Source organism: Nocardia spumae (genome assembly GCF_020733635.1).
Classification (GTDB): domain Bacteria; phylum Actinomycetota; class Actinomycetes; order Mycobacteriales; family Mycobacteriaceae; genus Nocardia; species Nocardia spumae.
Window position 1 is genome coordinate 3,240,982 of the sequence record NZ_JAJFZL010000001.1, and the last position, 14,791, is coordinate 3,255,772.

General features: G+C 68.6%; 17 protein-coding genes. 10 read left to right on the forward strand and 7 right to left on the reverse strand.

The annotated features are described in order from the left end of the window. Positions 1–444 precede the first annotated feature (444 nt). Positions 445–588, forward strand: coding sequence for a hypothetical protein (locus tag LKD76_RS14415; RefSeq protein WP_227981836.1), 144 nt, complete (start codon positions 445–447; stop codon positions 586–588). 45 nt (positions 589–633) lie between these two features. On the opposite strand, the gene LKD76_RS14420 is transcribed toward LKD76_RS14415, so the two are convergent. The 3 genes from LKD76_RS14420 to LKD76_RS14430 form a co-directional block, all read right to left on the reverse strand. Continuing rightward, complete coding sequence (locus LKD76_RS14420) at positions 634–1,419, reverse strand: alpha/beta fold hydrolase (protein WP_227981837.1); 786 nt, start codon at positions 1,417–1,419, stop codon at positions 634–636. A 128-nt stretch (positions 1,420–1,547) separates the two neighbouring features. Further along, entirely contained in the window at positions 1,548–3,002 is a 1,455-nt protein-coding gene (locus tag LKD76_RS14425; RefSeq protein ID WP_227981838.1) for a dihydrolipoyl dehydrogenase family protein, read from the reverse strand. Positions 3,003–3,023: 21 nt separating this feature from the next. After that, positions 3,024–3,470 carry a VOC family protein gene (locus LKD76_RS14430; protein ID WP_227981839.1) on the reverse strand — a complete coding sequence of 149 codons (447 nt, stop codon included), beginning with the start codon at positions 3,468–3,470 and terminating at the stop codon, positions 3,024–3,026. Between the two features lie 408 nt (positions 3,471–3,878). Between LKD76_RS14430 and LKD76_RS14435 the strand changes: the two genes are divergently transcribed. Continuing rightward, positions 3,879–4,991, forward strand: a complete 1,113-nt coding sequence (locus LKD76_RS14435) for an aminotransferase class I/II-fold pyridoxal phosphate-dependent enzyme (RefSeq protein WP_227981840.1) — start codon at positions 3,879–3,881, stop codon at positions 4,989–4,991. A 124-nt stretch (positions 4,992–5,115) separates the two neighbouring features. After that, the gene (locus LKD76_RS14440; RefSeq protein WP_227981841.1) at positions 5,116–5,289 is read left to right on the forward strand and encodes a CsbD family protein; all 174 of its coding nucleotides are present in this window, start codon (positions 5,116–5,118) and stop codon (positions 5,287–5,289) included. A gap of 165 nt (positions 5,290–5,454) precedes the next feature. Here LKD76_RS14440 and LKD76_RS14445 read toward each other — a convergent pair whose 3' ends face one another. After that, positions 5,455–6,840, reverse strand: a complete 1,386-nt coding sequence (locus tag LKD76_RS14445; RefSeq protein ID WP_227981842.1) for a mycothione reductase — start codon at positions 6,838–6,840, stop codon at positions 5,455–5,457. A gap of 210 nt (positions 6,841–7,050) precedes the next feature. Between LKD76_RS14445 and LKD76_RS14450 the strand changes: the two genes are divergently transcribed. Genes LKD76_RS14450 through secG form a run of 4 tightly spaced genes read left to right on the forward strand, consistent with a single transcriptional unit; the run spans position 7,051 to position 9,882 of the window. Then, positions 7,051–7,647 (forward strand): TetR/AcrR family transcriptional regulator, encoded by a 597-nt coding sequence (locus LKD76_RS14450; protein ID WP_227981843.1) that lies wholly within the window; start codon positions 7,051–7,053, stop codon positions 7,645–7,647. A 2-nt stretch (positions 7,648–7,649) separates the two neighbouring features. Then, positions 7,650–8,834 (forward strand): NADH:flavin oxidoreductase, encoded by a 1,185-nt coding sequence (locus tag LKD76_RS14455; protein WP_227981844.1) that lies wholly within the window; start codon positions 7,650–7,652, stop codon positions 8,832–8,834. 46 nt (positions 8,835–8,880) lie between these two features. Beyond that, complete coding sequence (locus LKD76_RS14460; RefSeq protein ID WP_227981845.1) at positions 8,881–9,627, forward strand: SDR family oxidoreductase; 747 nt, start codon at positions 8,881–8,883, stop codon at positions 9,625–9,627. Positions 9,628–9,648: 21 nt separating this feature from the next. After that, the gene (secG, locus tag LKD76_RS14465) at positions 9,649–9,882 is read left to right on the forward strand and encodes a preprotein translocase subunit SecG (protein WP_227981846.1); all 234 of its coding nucleotides are present in this window, start codon (positions 9,649–9,651) and stop codon (positions 9,880–9,882) included. Here the strand turns inward: secG and LKD76_RS14470 are convergent. Beyond that, the gene (locus LKD76_RS14470; RefSeq protein WP_227981847.1) at positions 9,869–11,041 is read right to left on the reverse strand and encodes a YbfB/YjiJ family MFS transporter; all 1,173 of its coding nucleotides are present in this window, start codon (positions 11,039–11,041) and stop codon (positions 9,869–9,871) included. The two genes, secG and LKD76_RS14470, sit on opposite strands and share 14 nt — an antisense overlap. Before the next feature lie 70 nt (positions 11,042–11,111). Here LKD76_RS14470 and LKD76_RS14475 point away from each other — a divergent pair, with 70 nt between their 5' ends. After that, positions 11,112–11,954, forward strand: a complete 843-nt coding sequence (locus LKD76_RS14475; RefSeq protein ID WP_227981848.1) for a LysR family transcriptional regulator — start codon at positions 11,112–11,114, stop codon at positions 11,952–11,954. Between the two features lie 10 nt (positions 11,955–11,964). Here LKD76_RS14475 and LKD76_RS14480 read toward each other — a convergent pair whose 3' ends face one another. Both LKD76_RS14480 and LKD76_RS14485 read right to left on the reverse strand, forming a co-directional pair. Next, positions 11,965–12,456 carry a flavin reductase family protein gene (locus LKD76_RS14480; RefSeq protein ID WP_227981849.1) on the reverse strand — a complete coding sequence of 164 codons (492 nt, stop codon included), beginning with the start codon at positions 12,454–12,456 and terminating at the stop codon, positions 11,965–11,967. A gap of 72 nt (positions 12,457–12,528) precedes the next feature. Continuing rightward, positions 12,529–13,368: an SDR family NAD(P)-dependent oxidoreductase gene (locus tag LKD76_RS14485; RefSeq protein ID WP_227981850.1), complete on the reverse strand. Its 840-nt coding sequence runs from the start codon at positions 13,366–13,368 to the stop codon at positions 12,529–12,531. 53 nt (positions 13,369–13,421) lie between these two features. On the opposite strand from LKD76_RS14485, the gene LKD76_RS14490 reads away from it, so the two are divergent. Further along, positions 13,422–14,402 carry an alpha/beta fold hydrolase gene (locus LKD76_RS14490; RefSeq protein ID WP_227981851.1) on the forward strand — a complete coding sequence of 327 codons (981 nt, stop codon included), beginning with the start codon at positions 13,422–13,424 and terminating at the stop codon, positions 14,400–14,402. A 22-nt stretch (positions 14,403–14,424) separates the two neighbouring features. Continuing rightward, the gene (locus LKD76_RS14495; protein ID WP_227981852.1) at positions 14,425–14,784 is read left to right on the forward strand and encodes a hypothetical protein; all 360 of its coding nucleotides are present in this window, start codon (positions 14,425–14,427) and stop codon (positions 14,782–14,784) included. The last annotated feature ends 7 nt before the right edge of the window (positions 14,785–14,791 follow it).

Genomic DNA, 14,791 nt, shown 5'->3' on the forward strand with positions numbered 1-14,791 from the left:
AGTTCAATCACCTGAACGAGGAGCCCGCCCGAGGTATTCCTTGACATGTCCACCAATTGTGAGCGGTAGTGCGCCGGCCCGCCGCGGGCAGCCACGATTCGTGGGTCGGCTCGTGCCCGATACCCGCGGGCAGCCCCCGGCTCCGGAGGCCGGCGAGCGGGAGGCGTCCACGGTTTACCGCGGTCGGCTCGGGATACCACCGAGGTGTCGGCGAATCATCGCATCACCCCATCGGCGGGGGAGGCGATGACCTGACTGCACGGTGGGCGCGGCGACGGCCGTGCGAATGCAGGAGGACGCGCAAGCAGGAGGACGCGCAAGCAGGAGGACGCGCAAGCAGGAGGACGATGACATGAGGCCCCCTGACAGAGATCCGGCGACCCCGCAAGCGATGGAACCGGATCGCAGCGCCCGCACCGAGTTCGCTATCGAAGGAGACGATCGATGAGTGTTCCCAGCCTTCCGATCCGGCGCCGGCGTCATCTCGCGGTTGCGCCGTGCTACGGCCGCGGTCCCTCTGCTGTCGGCGTCTGGATCGCGTGGATCGCTTCGATACTCGTGGTGAGCGTGCTGCTGGTCGCGGTATAACGGCGACGATCGCGCGAGGCCGCGGCTCGGCATCGGCCCCACGGCTCAGCTTCCGACCAGCGCGTCGCGCAGGATAGGCAGCAGGACTTTCGCATCGGCCATATGGTCCTGAGCGTCGAGCACCCGGTAGCCCGATCCCGGTACGGCTTCGGCGATGCTGCGGGCGACATCGAGCAGACCTGCCGGACTCCGCCCGCCGGCGAGGACCTGCACGGGTACCTCGATTTCCGTGAAGCGGTCGACCGGCGGCAGGTCGGCGGTCAGGGCGATGTCGTAGCGCAGCGTGGGAGCGAGCGCTTTCATCGTCGTCCAGCCGGGAACGACCGGAAGCAGATGAACGAAGAAGCGTGGCATCCCGATGCCGCACAGGAATTGCTTTATCGCACGGCTGTTTTCGCCTCGGTCGAGCAATGAGCCGACGTGTCGGGACAGTGTCGCGTACGCGGCCCGCTCCGGTTCGTCGTGTACGTAGGACGCGTCGTAGATCACAACCCGGTCGACTTTGCGCGGCAGGCGCAGTGCCGCCTCGAGTGCGAGTGCCGCACCGGACGAATGGCCGTACAGATGTGCCCTGCCGCCGGCGGCGTCGATCATCGCCTCGACGTCCTCGATCTCGTTGGCGACTCGGTAGGGGAGGGTGTCGCCGCTGTCGCCACGGCCCCGGCGGTCGTAGGTGTACACGGTGAACGCGGTGGCGAACACCTTCGCGTCGGCCACCACCGGGCGAAAGGTGCGGAAACAGGTGGCGCCGGTGATGTAGATCAGAGCGGGCCCGTCACCGCGGACGTCGTAGGCCACGTTCGTGCCGTCCTTCGACAGTGTGGTGCGCACGTGCCACGCCCTTTCCGGTGCTCCGTCGACGCCGCCCGGCGGCGGTCCGTGTCCTGTAGACGAGGAACAGACACGAGACTCATCGGTGCCGGCGGCATTTCGCGCCGCCGGCGAGCTCGGCGCGGCGATCAGGTTCCGGGCCGGTCGCGGTAGGTCTCCAGCAGCCGTAACCAGACCTCGCTGATGGTCGGGAACGCCGGCACCGCGTGCCAGAGCCGGTCGAGTGGCACTTCGCCGGTGATGGCGATGGTCGCCGAATGCAGTAGTTCGGCCACACCGGATCCGGCGAAGGTGGCGCCGACGATCGTCTGCCGTCGCGGGTCGATCAGGATGCGCGCTCGGCCCCGGTATTCGGGATCGTGCTGGATCGCACCCGCGACCCGGCCGATGTCGTAGTCGACCACATCCACCGCTCGGCCGGTGCGGGCCGCCTCGGCGGTGGTGAGGCCGACGGCCGCGACCTCCGGATCGGTGAACACGACCTGCGGGACCGCCTCGTGATCGGCGGTGGCGCTGTGCGGACTCCACCGGCGGGTGTCGAGCCGCTGCCCTCGGGCACGAGCGGCGATCACCGCCCCCGCGATCCGTGCCTGATATTTGCCCTGATGGGTGAGCAGGGCCCGGTGCGTGACGTCGCCGACCGCGTACAACCAGTCGCCGTCGACCGCATCCACGGTGAAGCTGTCGTCGGTGGTCAGCCATTGCCCCGGGCACAGGCCGACGGTGTCCAGGCCGACATCGTCGGTGCGGGGTGCGCGTCCGGTCGCGAGGAGCAGTTGGTCCGCGATCAGCTGGGTGCCGTCGGCGAGAGTGAGACGGACGCTGTCGTCGGGTTCGCCGACGCGTTCCGTGGCGGTGATGGTGGTGTCGAATCGCAGGTCGACACCGGCTTGGCGAAGACGGTCGGCGACCAGGTCCGCGGCGAAGTCCTCCACCCGGCCGAGTAGCCGTGATTCCCGGGCGATGAGGGTGACCCGCGCGCCCAATGCCTGCCAGGCGGCCGCCATCTCGGTGGCCACCACCCCCGCGCCGAGGATCGCGAGACGGCGCGGCACCTCCCGGGCGCTCGTGGCTTCGCGGCTGGTCCACGCCCGCACCGAGTCCAGGCCCGGTAGCGGTGGCAGGGCGGCGGTGGTGCCGGTACACACGACCACCGCGTGCCGGGCGAGCAACCGCACGGTGTCCCCGCCGGGGGTCCGGACCGCCACCCGGCGTGGTCCGTCGAGCCGGCCGTGCCCGCGCACGACATCGACGTGGACCGATTCGAGCCAGGTGATCTGGTCGCGGTCGTCCCAGTCCGCGGTCATGCGGTCACGATGTGTCAGCACCGCGGCCGCGTCCAGCGGGCCGGTGACCGCGGTGGCGACGCCGGGGAAACGTGCGGCTTCGCGGTAGAGCAGAGCCGGGCGCAGCAGGGCCTTACTGGGCTCGCAGGCCCAGTAGGAGCATTCGCCCCCGGCCAGTTCGGATTCGACGACCACGGTGGCCAGCCCGGCGGCGCGGGTGCGGTCGGCGACGTTCTCGCCGACCGGTCCGGCCCCGATGATCACCACGTCGTAGGTGTGGATGTGCGTGTCGGACATGGGGAATCGCTTTCGCGTCGATCAGCGGCCGGGGGCGCGCTGGGTGACTTCCTGCAGGAACCAGGCGTTGCCGTCCGGATCGGTGAACGCGGCGAACGAGCCGTAGCTGCGCCGCCGCGGGTCCGCGCCCGGTACCCGGCTCTCGGCGCCGGCGTGGTGGAACACGCCGGTGGCGTCACGGAACGGGCCCTCCACCACGACCCCGTGCCCGGTCAGCGCGGCGACGGCCTCCTCGATATCGGTGACGATCAGGTGGAGTCCGTGCAGGCTGCCGGGTGCGGCCTCGGTGAGGCCGGTACCGAAGATGATCGAGCACTCCGAACCGGGCGGGGTCACCTGGACGACCCGATAGCCGTCGTCGACCGGGAAGTCGGCGTCGAGCCGGAATCCGAGCTCGTCGGTATAGAAGGCCTTGGCGCGGTCGACGTCGGCGACGGGGAGTACGACGACTTCCAGCTTCATATCCATGATGTGTTCTCCTGCAGCGGTTCTCGGTTGCGCTCCCCACTGTCGCCGCCCGGCGCCGCCGAACGCATCCGTCGGATGACGCTGTGCGCGACGTAATCGCCGGACCGGCCGTCGGTCCGTAGTCCTCGGGCGTTCCCCTGTGTCGTGATCGCGCGTGCGCCCGTTCCCGTCGGGCGTCTTCATCAACGGCGCCGACGTGGCCGCGCACCGGTGCGGACTTCCGGCGCGATCGACCACGGTGCCGTCATGGTTTCGTCACCGCATTGCCCGACACGAGAGTCTCCGAGTGCGGGATGATCATCAACACGACTTCGTGCGGCAACTGCGAGCAGGGCACCGATCGGCAAGGCGGATCACACCGGACAAGGCACCTCGGACAGCAGAGGGCGACCGACGAAGGAGAACGAGGTGGCAACAGTCGCCGAGCGCATCCGGCAGCGCATCGATCGCGGCCGAGCAGCGGATCTGCGGGACGCCAGACTGTTCTTGTCCGCTGACACCTCCGCCGCCGACATCAGACTGTCGACCAGCGACTACCTGGCCTTATCCCGCGACAGCCGGATCACCGGCGCTATGACCGCGGCGCTGCTCGCCCCGGTCGAGTCCGGAACTCGCCCGCTGGCGCGCCGCCTGGCCGGCTACATGGGCGCCGGCGCGGCGGTGATGTGCCAGTCGGGCTGGGAGGCCAACATCGGTTTGCTGCAGGTCATAGCGGCGCCGGGAGTTCCGGTCCATATCGGCGAGTACTCCCACATGTCCTGGCGGCAGGCGGCGGCCGCCGCCGGCGCGCCGGCGCACACCTTCGCCCGCAACGATCCCGCCGAACTGGCTTCCCGGATCCACGCCCACGGCCCGGGCATCATCGCCGTCGACGCGATCGACAACACCACGGGCGCTCGCAGCCCCCTGGCCGAGCTGTGCGACGTCGCCGACGAGACCGGCTCCGTCCTCGTGGTCGACGAATCGCATTCGCTCGGCGTCGACGGCCCGCACGGGGCCGGTGCGGTGGCCGAGCTCGGGCTGACCCAGCGGATTCCGTTCCGCACAGCCAGTCTGGCCAAGGCATTCGTCGGACGAGCCGGAGTGGTCACCGCGCTGGACCCCGATTTCGCGCCCTATTTCGAGTCGGTGGCCTACCCCGCGATCTTCTCCACGGCTCTGCGCGCCCACGACATCGCGGGCCTTTCCGCCGCGCTGGACGTGATCCGGGCCGAGGACGGCCGCCGCACCCGGCTTCGCGAGATTGCCCACACCGTCCGCAACGCGCTCATCCACCTGGGTTCGGATATGGCGGGGGCGGACAGCCACATCGTGGCATTGCCCACCGGGACCGAAGCCGCCGGCAGAGCGGCCCGCGCGGTCCTGCAGGCGCACGGGGTGATCGGCGCCCCGTTCTGCCCGCCGGCCACCCCCCGCGGCCGCTGGCTGATCCGTCTGTCCCTGCACGCCGCGCTGACCGCCGGGCAGATCGAACGGATCATCACCGCATGCGAGCAGGTCCGCTCCCGAGCCGGACGGTGAGTCGGGGGCGCTGACCTCACCTCCCGTTCGTTCCGGCAGGCGCTGTTTGGCCTCACCGTCATCGGCTATTGCGGGAGCAGGTAGGCGGCGACTGCCGCCGACCATCTCGCGAAGGGAGACAGTCTTGAGCGCCACGGACAAAGCCAAGAACAAGCTCGATGATCTCGCAGGTCAGGCCAAGGAAAAGTTCGGTCAGGCGACCGGTGACAAGGACAAGAAGAATGAGGGCAAGGCCGATCAGGCCAAGTCCAATCTCAAAGACGCCGGCGAGAAGGTGAAAGACGCCTTCGACAAGTAGACCCTTGTCGGCTCTTCGGTGCGCTGTTCGAGTCGCCCGATCGTAGGACCGACCGCCGTGGCGGGGCCGGATATCCGGCCCCGCCACACGTGCGTTCCGGATGACCGGTCGTGGCCGGCCCGAATGACAGACGAACATCCGCCGCACAGTGGCGGATGAGTTGTGTCAGCAGGTCCGGTCCGGATGATGCAGGTCCAACAGCGCGCGTTCGACGATCTCACTGGGCGCGGGATGGACCCAGAGCGGCCGCTGTGCCAGTTGCTGCGCCCGGATCCCGAAACTCATGGCCACGACGAAGATTTGGATCAGCGTCGCGGCCTGTGGGCCGAGGATATGGGCCCCGACTATCTGCCCGTCGGCGTCGGTGAGCACCTTGCAGAAGCCGGTGTCGTCCCGGCACGCCCAGCCGTAGGCGATCCGGCGATAGTGGGCGACCCCGACCCGGTAGTCGAGACCCGCTGCGCGACACTGATTCTCCGTACGGCCGACCGCGGCGATCTGCGGGGTGGTGAACACCGCCGACGGTACCGGGACGTCGTCGACCGACACCGGGTCGTCCGGATGCAGCAGGTTGTGCGCGACGACGCGGGCTTCACGGTTGGCGACGTGTTTGAGCGGCACCGTGTCGCACGCGTCGCCCAGCGCGTAGATGCCCTCGGCGCTGGTGCGCCCGAATCGGTCGACGATCACCCCACCGTGTTCGTCGATCTCGACACCGGCCGCGGCCACTGCGAGGCGATCGGTGTTGGGGGTGCGACCCGCGGCGACCAGCAGGATGTCCGCTTCGACCGGGTCGCCGGAGTCCAGGTCGAGACGGAGCTGCCCGTCCCGCCCTGCGGCCTCGACGACTTCCGCGCCCAGGCGCAGCGCGTAGCGCTCGGTCGCGAGGGCGGTGTAGGTGGCGCGGATATCGTCGTCCTGTGCCGCGCCGAGCAACGTGTGTTGTTGCTCGATGAGCGTGATCCGGCTACCGGCGGCGGCGAAGACCTGGGCCAGTTCCGCCGCGACGTAACCGCCCCCGAGGATCGCCAGATGCCGGGGCGCCCGGCCGATCCGCATGATGGTGTCGGAGGTTTCGTAGGCCACTCCGGCTTCGCGCACCGGCGCCGGGACAGCCGGTCGTCCACCCACGGCGATCACGATCTGTTCGGCGGTGATCTCCTCGATCCGGCCGTCGGCCCGCGATATCTCGATCGTCCGGGGGCCGCGGAACCGGGCGTGCCCCTCGTACACCGTGACGAAATCGGACTCGATCCGGTCGCGCCGACCCGCTGCCGCGACCTTATCGGTGTGGTCGAACACTCGTGTGCTGACCTGTTCCCAGTCCAGGCCCCGGCCGTGCGCTCGGACTCCGAGAGCCGGGGCCGCTGCCAGCGAATCCACGACCTGAGCCGGATATACCAGCATCTTCGAGGGGATACATCCGAAGTTCAGGCACGTTCCGCCGAATGCGCGTTCTTCTACGATCGCCACGTCCCGTCCGGAGAACTCGTCTCCGATCACCATGTTGCCCGAACCCGCTCCCAGCACGACCACATCGAATCGCCGCATCACACCTCGCCTGTCGTCTCGCCTCGTTCCGTCCTGAGATGACGCGATTCCCGGCTGCGGACTGTCGAAACCGAGTCGGCCGGACCGCCCCGGTGGTCGCGTGGCCGTCGGTCTGCCGGCACGGCGTTCGCGCTCGCGAACTCCAGGTGTTCCTCACACTGATTCAATCAATGATTGAAACCTGTTCTGTGTCGTGGTTCACTAGCGGTCATGAGCGAGAAGGTGGTGTCGGGTACCAGGGAACGGCTGCTGGCGGCCGCGGAGCGGCTCCTGCTCACCGAGCGCTACGACGATGTCTCGGTGCGGGCGATCTGCACCGCCGCCGGTGCCAATCCGGCCGCGGTCCACTATCACTTCGGATCCAAGGAAGCGCTGATCGCCGCGCTGATCGAGGATCGGCTCGGACCGCTGTGGGCCGAAGGTCTGGCCGCGGCCACCGGCGCCGAACCGCGCTCGGTTCCGGCGGTCGTGGACGCGGTCATCGAGCCGTTCGTCGGGCTCGCGGCCGATCCGGTGGGCCGGTTGCATCTGCGGCTGCTGGCCGGGCTGATCCTGCGCCGGCGGCCGATGTCGTGGCAGCACGAGTGGTTCCGGATGGAGTCGTGGTCGCGGCTGCTGCCCGGACTGCCCCCCGCTGAGGGACGCCGGCGCTGGCAGCTGGCCTTCGACCTGATCATCATGCGTTTCGGCAGCACCGAGGACTACGACATCGCACCCTCGTCGGTCGCGACATTGCGCGAATTCGTCATCGCCGGACTGACGGCCCCGCCCGGCCCGGCCCCTGCACGGACAGCCACACAGGAGTAGCAGTGAACGATATCTTCGAACCCGTCGATCTGGGCCCGATCACCTTGCGCAACAGGGTGATCAAGGCCGCCACCTTCGAAGGCCGGACCCCCGAGGCGCTGGTCACCGACGAACTCATCGACTTCCACCGGGAGATGGCGGCCGGCGGGCTCGGGATGAGTACCGTCGCCTACTGCGCGACCGCGCCGGGCGGCCGCACCGATCGCCACCAGATCTGGATGCGCCCCGCGGCGGTTCCGGGCCTGCGGCGGCTCACCGATGCCATTCACGCCGAGGGGGCCAAAGCCAGCGCTCAGATCGGTCACGCCGGACCGGTCGCCAACGCCGCCTCCAATCAGGCTCCGACGCTGGCGCCCACCCGATTGCTGTCGCCGCTGAGTATGAAGATGATGCAGTCGCCGTCGGTGGCCGAGATCCAGGATCTGGTCGCCGCGCACGCCCGGGCGGCCCTGCTGGCCGAAGAGGCCGGATTCGACGCCGTGGAACTGCATTTCGGTCACAACTATCTGGTCAGCTCGTTCCTGAGTCCGCTGCTGAATCGGCGCAAGGACGGCTACGGCGGGTCGCTGGCCAACCGCGCCCGCATGGCCCGCGAGATCGCCACCGCGGTGCGCGAGGCCGTCGGTGGCCGCCTCGCGATTCTGGCCAAGCTGAATATGGAAGACGGTGTGCGCGGCGGCTTCTCACTCGCCGAATCGATTCGGGTCGCGTCCTGGCTCGAGGCCGACGGCGGACTGGACGCCCTCGAGCTCACCGCGGGCAGTTCGCTGCTCAATCCCATGCTCTACTTCCACGGCGATGCGCCGCGGCAGGCGTTCGCCAAAGTCCTGCCCGGCCCGGCGCGGTTCGGCTTCAGGCTCATCGGCAAGGCTTTTCTGCGCGAATACCCGTATCACGGAACGTATCTGCTCGAGCGCGCCCGCCAGTTCCGGCGCGAATTGTCGATGCCGCTGATCCTGCTCGGCGGGGTCACCGATATCGACGATATGGAGCGGGCGCGGCGCGAGGGATTCGAATTCGTCGCCATGGGCCGTGCGCTGCTGCGGGAACCCGATCTGCTGCAACGGATCCGCTTCGACGCCACCACCCGCTCGGCCTGCATCCACTGCAACGAATGTATGCCGAGCATCTACACCGGCACCCGATGTGTCCTGCGGTTGCACGGGCCCGCCGTGCCCGCGAGCTGATTCCCGCACCGATCACCGGCGACAGTTGAGAGAGCGAGAGATATTCATGAGTGGACGTTTAGCCGGACGAGTCGCCCTGATCAGCGGCGGTGCCTCGGGTATGGGCGCCTCCCACGCGCGGGCCTTCGTGGCCGAGGGGGCGCGGGTGATGCTGGGTGATATCGCCGACGACGCGGGGCGCGCGCTGGCCGCCGAACTCGGTGAACACGCCGCCTACGTGCACCTCGACGTCACCGAGTCCACCGATTGGGAGGCCGCGGTCGCCGCGACCGTCGAACGGTTCGGCCGGTTGAACGTCCTGGTCAACAATGCGGGCGTGCTCGACGGCGGGCCGCTGGGCACCTACACCGAGAAGCAGTGGCAGCGGGTCATCGATATCAACCTGACCGGTCCGTTCCTGGGCTTGAGCGCCGCCCGCGACGCACTGGTGGCCGCCCGGCCCGCCGCGGTGGTCAATATCTCCTCCGCCGCCGGGATGCAGGGCGTCGGCGGGATGCACGGCTATACCGCGTCCAAATTCGGGGTGCGGGGTCTGACCAAGTCGGCCGCGCTGGAACTCGCGCCCGAGGGCGTGCGGGTCAACTCGGTGCATCCCGGCGGCATCATGACCCCCATGATCGGTGTCACCGGGGAGGTCGTGGTCGATCGCGCCGACAATGTGCGCGCCCGGCTGGGAATGCCCGGTGAGGTGTCGGATGTGGTGGTCTTTCTGGCCAGTACCGAATCCAGCTACTGCACCGGTGCGGAATTCGTCGTCGACGGCGGCATGACGGCCGGTTCGGTGGTGGGCTGAGCATCCGCATAAACTGTCGGCATGGAAATGTTCCTGGATATCCTCCTGGTGATCACCAGCGTGTTGCTGGTGCTGCTGGTGTTGTTGCACCGTGCGAAGGGTGGAGGCTTGTCCAGCCTGTTCGGTGGCGGTGTGCAGTCGAGCCTGTCCGGATCCACGGTGGTCGAGAAGAACCTCGACCGCATCACCATTTTCGTGGGCCTGATCTGGTTCATCGCCGTCATCGGTATCGGCTTCGAGATCAAGTTCGCCTGACCGGGGCAGGCGGTTCCGCGTCGGCGGGACCGCCGCGACTCCGCCGGCGCGGCACGATCGCCAGCGCCGCACCGGCGGCCACCACCAGAGTCACCGCCGCGATGGTGAACGCGGCGTCGTAGCTGTCTCCCAGTACCGGTGCCACGACCAGCGGCCCGAGCATCTGACCCAGCCCGTAGCCGGCGGTCAGCGTCGCCGCCGCCCCCGGTCCGGCCAGATCGCTGCCGATTTCCAGGGCCAGCAGCGTGATGCCCATGAAGGTCGCGCCGAACAGCGCCGCCGAGACGACCGCGGGCCAGATACCGGCCGACAGTGCGGGCAGCAGAGCCGAGACGGTCTGCAGAAGGAGCGCGCAGACCAGCGCCACCGCCGGGGTCATCCGGCGCGCCATCGCACCCCAGACGATCGTCGCCGGCGCCGCGGCGAGGCCCACCACGATCCAGATCGCGGTTCCGGCCGCGCGGTGACCCGCCGCATCGACCGCGGCGACGAGGAATGTGCCCAGCACGATATAGCCGACGCCCTCGAGGAAATAGGTCAGCTGCAGCAACCGCCACGAGCTCCGCACACGTACCGTCGCCGCCCCCGTGCGGGTACCGCCGCGAATATCGAGACTCAGTGCGGGCCACACCAGCACGGCGGTGAGCGCGGCCGAGGCCAGCCACAGTGCCTGCCACGACAGCGCCGATTGCGCGATCAGAACGAGCGCGCCCGTGGCCGCGATGCCCGACCCGACGCCGGCGAAGGCGATACCCGCCGCGCGCCTGCGATTTTCGTGACGGGCGGCGATCTGGGCGCAGCCGATGAACAACACCGCGCTGGCGATACCGGCGATCACCCGCAGAACCACCGGAAACAGTGTCGGCGCGGGGACGGCCATCGCCGCCTCGCTCAGGATCAGCGCCGCACCGGCCACGCGAAAAGCGCTGCGGCCCTGATATTCCGGAAATCTCGCCGCTGCCACCGCGCCGATGAGGTAGCCGGCGTAGTTGGCGGCGGCGACGACCGCTCCGGTATGGGCACTGAGCCGTCCGGCGTCGATCATCACCGGCAGTAGCGGCGTGAAGGCGAAACGGCCGATTCCCATGGCCGCGGCCAAACCCGCCGAGGCGCGCAGCGCGGGCGCCAAGGAGGCGTGTCGGGTGGGTGCGATGGTCACGTCATCCGACGCTACGGACCGTTCGCCGACCTGTGAAATGCTTCTTGTGCACGATGTATACGCTGAATGTATGAATCTGGAGTTGCGGCATCTGCGCGCCTACCTCGTGCTGTGCGAGGAGCGCAACTACACCCGCGCCGCCGCCCGGCTGCACACGACTCAACCGTCTCTGACCCGCACGGTGCAGCAGGCCGAACGGGTGTTCGATTGCCGGTTGATCGAACGCAGTGCGCGCCGGTTCGCGCTGACCGAGGAGGGGGAGTACCTGCTCGCGGCCGCGCGGCGCATCCTCGGTGACGTGGACACCGTGGTCTCGGACTTGCGCATGCGGGCGGGGGTGTCGGTCGGGTTCTCCTGGCTGCTGCCCGACGACTGGTTCACCGATGTGCGAACGCGCTTCGAAGCCCGCGGCGGGCGAGTCGAAATCCATCGAATCGACGATCCGATCGCGGCGGTGACGGCCGGACAGATCGATATCGCGTTGTATCGCAAGGATATTCGCCTGCCCGCTACGGTGGCGGGCCGGATCATCGGTACCGAGCGGCGGGTGGCCGCGGTCGCGGCGAACTCGGCGCCGGCGGGCGCGGGCGCGTTGCGCTGGCAGGATCTCGTTCGTTACCCGCTGGTGGTCAACACCGTCTCGGGCACCACCGACGAAACCAGCTGGCCCGCAACCGATGCCGACCGTGAGATCATCACCTGCACGAATTTCGACGAATGGATCGAATTGATCGCCGCCGGCCGGGGCATCGGCGCCGTCCCCGAACTCGCCCGATCCCGGGCTCCCCATCCGGGGGTGGTCTACCTCGATATCCCGGATGCTCCGGCCTCACAACTGCGGCTGGCCTGGCGCACCCGCCCCGTTCCGGGCCGATCGGTGCAGAGCTTTCTCGATATGGCGCTGGGTGGGTAGTTCACGTGGCTCAGGCGGGATGTCCCGGAGTCAGTCCGGCGAGATCGTCGGCGCGCAGGCCCTCGATCCCCGCCGAGGGTGCCGCACCACCGATCGGCGTGAGCAGCAGGCCCACATGATCACCGAAATCGTGGCGTTCGAGGATTTCGGCGGCGAACCAGGCGGCGGCGTCATCGAGCACCACCACACCGGCAGGTCCCGGATGCCACCGGCACCAACTGAATTTATCCAGTTCGTCACCGGTTTCGGCGCCGAAGAGCCGGGCCAGCGCGTGCGAGCCGGAATCGACCAGGTGCACCGCCACATGTGAGGCCTCGACGGCCACCCGATAGGTGTAGTTGAGTTTCGACAGGCACAGCAGAAACCGGCGCGGATCGACGCTGACCTGGGTGGCGAATCCGACCACGCAGCCCGCGCGTTGCGACCGGTTCGTCACGGTCACGACGTAGATCGGGGCGTCTGCCGCTGCGATCACCGCGTCGAACACCTCCGTGTCATCCATTTCACCCCTCCTGCGCTGGGGCCCGCGCGGGCCTTCGCCTCAGGGTAGGGGACGAAAGGGACCGGAAATGGTTTATCCGGTACGGGGCACGCGGCCGTCGACATCGGTGAAACCGTAGGTCTCGGCCAGATCGGCCACCCGCCAGGATCGCCCGGTGCGGTCGCGCCGGGACGGGTCGGCGGCCAGTGCCACCACAGCGCGCCCGGCGAAACGCGGGGTCTCCGCGTCGTTGAGATCGAAGGTCCCCTCGCCGGGCAGCGTGATCAGTCGGCGCCCCTGCGCATCGGCCGGAACCAGTTGCAGCAGTTCGGTATCGACGATGCCGGGCCACAGCGACACCACCGTGACGTCGGTCCCGGACAGATCGTGCGCCATATCCGCGGTGAGCCGGTCGACGGCGGCCTTGCCGACGCCATAGACCACGTTGTGGGTGAAGTGTTCCGCGCCCGGGGAGGAGATGTCGACGATCAGCCCGCCGGATTCGATCAGTAGCGGCGCCGCGTAATGGGCGGCGGCGTAATGGGAGCGCACGCCGACATCGAAGCCTTCGTCCCAGGCGGACGGCGGCACCTCCCAGAACGGCTTGCCCAGCCAGCGTGCCGAGGCGGGAGAGTTGTAGACATTGTTGACCAGGACATCGAGCCGGCCCTGTGCGGAGCGCACGGTCTCGAACAACCGCGCCACCGCGTCGTCGTCGCGGTGATCACAGACGAACGGCACGCCGTGCCCGCCCAGTTCGTCGATCTCGGCGGCGGTCCCGGCCACGGTGCCGGGAAGTTGTCCGGTCTGCTCGGAGCGGCCGGTCACGTACACCGTCGCGCCGGCCGCACCGAGTTCCAGCGCGATCCCCTTGCCGATTCCGCGGCTGGCTCCGGTGACGACCGCTACCCGGTCGGTGAGTATTCCGTTCACGACTCCGGGACACTACCGTGAAACGAGAACGTGTTCTAGTACCAGGAGGCGCAGTGGGGCCGACGCATCGGTTCGTGGAGACCAACGGGATTCGGTTGCATATCGCCGAACAGGGCCAGGGGTATCCGGTGGTCTTCTGTCACGGATTTCCGCACGGCTGGTTCGTATGGCATCGGCAGGTGGGGGCCCTCGCGGCGGCGGGATATCACGCGATCGCCCCGGACCTGCGTGGTTACGGGAGCACCGAGGCGCCCGCAGGTGTGGAGGCGTGCACCAATCGCGCGGTGATCGATGATCTGCTCGGCCTGCTCGACGATATCGGCGCCGACCGCGCCGTCTTCGTGGGCCTGGACTTCGGTGCGCAGCTGGTCTGGGAGCTGGCCCTGCGCGCACCGGAACGGGTCGCCGGGATCGTGGTACTGAACAATCCCTATGCGCCGCGTCCGCCGAAGGCGCCCTCGGAGTTCTGGACCCGTGCGGCACAACGGCATTTCCTGCACCTGTCGTATTTCCAGGAGCCCGGTGTGGCCGACGCCGAACTCGCCGCCCGCCCCCGGGAATTCCTGTCCCGCGTCTACTACGCGCTCAGCGGTGAGTTCCACTACCTGGACACCTGGAAGAACCCGCCGGGCATCGGCTACCTCGACGCGCTGCCGCAGGCACCCGCGCTGCCCTGGTCATGGTTGCCCGAAGCCGAATTCGACACGCTGGCGGCGGAATTCGACCGGACCGGCTTCACCGGCGGCCTGACCTGGTATCGGGCCCTGGACCGCAACTGGGAACTGACCGAGGGACTGCCGACCACGGTGCCGGTGCCGACCTACTTCCTCTACGGCGAGAACGATCCGGATATGGAGGGGTTCAGCGGGCGTGATCCACTGGCGGTGCTGCGCGCGCACGTGCCGGATCTGCGTGCGGTGGAGAAGGTTCCGGGTGCGGGGCATCTCGTGCAGCTGGAAAGAACCGGCGCGGTGAACGACTTCCTGCTGCGTCACCTCTCCGAACTGCGGGGGAGCGACCCGGCGCCGCGGTGAGCAGGCGTGGCATGCTGGCGGCGTGCCTTTGATCGATCTCACCTGCTCGCACCGTGTTACCGACGACGCCAAGCGGCGGCTGGTCGACGAGTTGCCGCATATCGTTTCGGTCGCAGTGGCGTGTGCGGCGGAACCGTACGACGGATGCCTGCATCCCGGCGATGTCCTGGTGCGCTGTCGCGTCGTGGAGCCGTTCGATCGGTTCGACATCGACGTGCTGGTCGAGGTGCGGTCGAAATGGTTCGAGGACCGTGCTGCCGACCGTGATCGCCGAGTCGCCCACATCCGTGACGAGGTGGCCCGCATCCTGCCCGCGGACCACCTCATCGGCGTCTATCTCAGCCTGCCTGTCGCCGCCTGGGCGCAGACGGAGGACGAATAGCCCGCTG

Bases quoted from the DNA above. Each gene is read 5' to 3' on its own strand.
- LKD76_RS14415 (WP_227981836.1), top strand. From the start codon at position 445: ATGAGTGTTCCCAGCCTTCCGATCCGGCGCCGGCGTCATCTCGCGGTT.
- LKD76_RS14425 (WP_227981838.1), bottom strand. From the start codon at position 3,002: ATGTCCGACACGCACATCCACACCTACGACGTGGTGATCATCGGGGCC.
- LKD76_RS14430 (WP_227981839.1), bottom strand. From the start codon at position 3,470: ATGGATATGAAGCTGGAAGTCGTCGTACTCCCCGTCGCCGACGTCGAC.
- LKD76_RS14445 (WP_227981842.1), bottom strand. From the start codon at position 6,840: ATGCGGCGATTCGATGTGGTCGTGCTGGGAGCGGGTTCGGGCAACATG.
- LKD76_RS14450 (WP_227981843.1), top strand. From the start codon at position 7,051: ATGAGCGAGAAGGTGGTGTCGGGTACCAGGGAACGGCTGCTGGCGGCC.
- LKD76_RS14460 (WP_227981845.1), top strand. From the start codon at position 8,881: ATGAGTGGACGTTTAGCCGGACGAGTCGCCCTGATCAGCGGCGGTGCC.
- secG (WP_227981846.1), top strand. From the start codon at position 9,649: ATGGAAATGTTCCTGGATATCCTCCTGGTGATCACCAGCGTGTTGCTG.
- LKD76_RS14475 (WP_227981848.1), top strand. From the start codon at position 11,112: ATGAATCTGGAGTTGCGGCATCTGCGCGCCTACCTCGTGCTGTGCGAG.
- LKD76_RS14480 (WP_227981849.1), bottom strand. From the start codon at position 12,456: ATGGATGACACGGAGGTGTTCGACGCGGTGATCGCAGCGGCAGACGCC.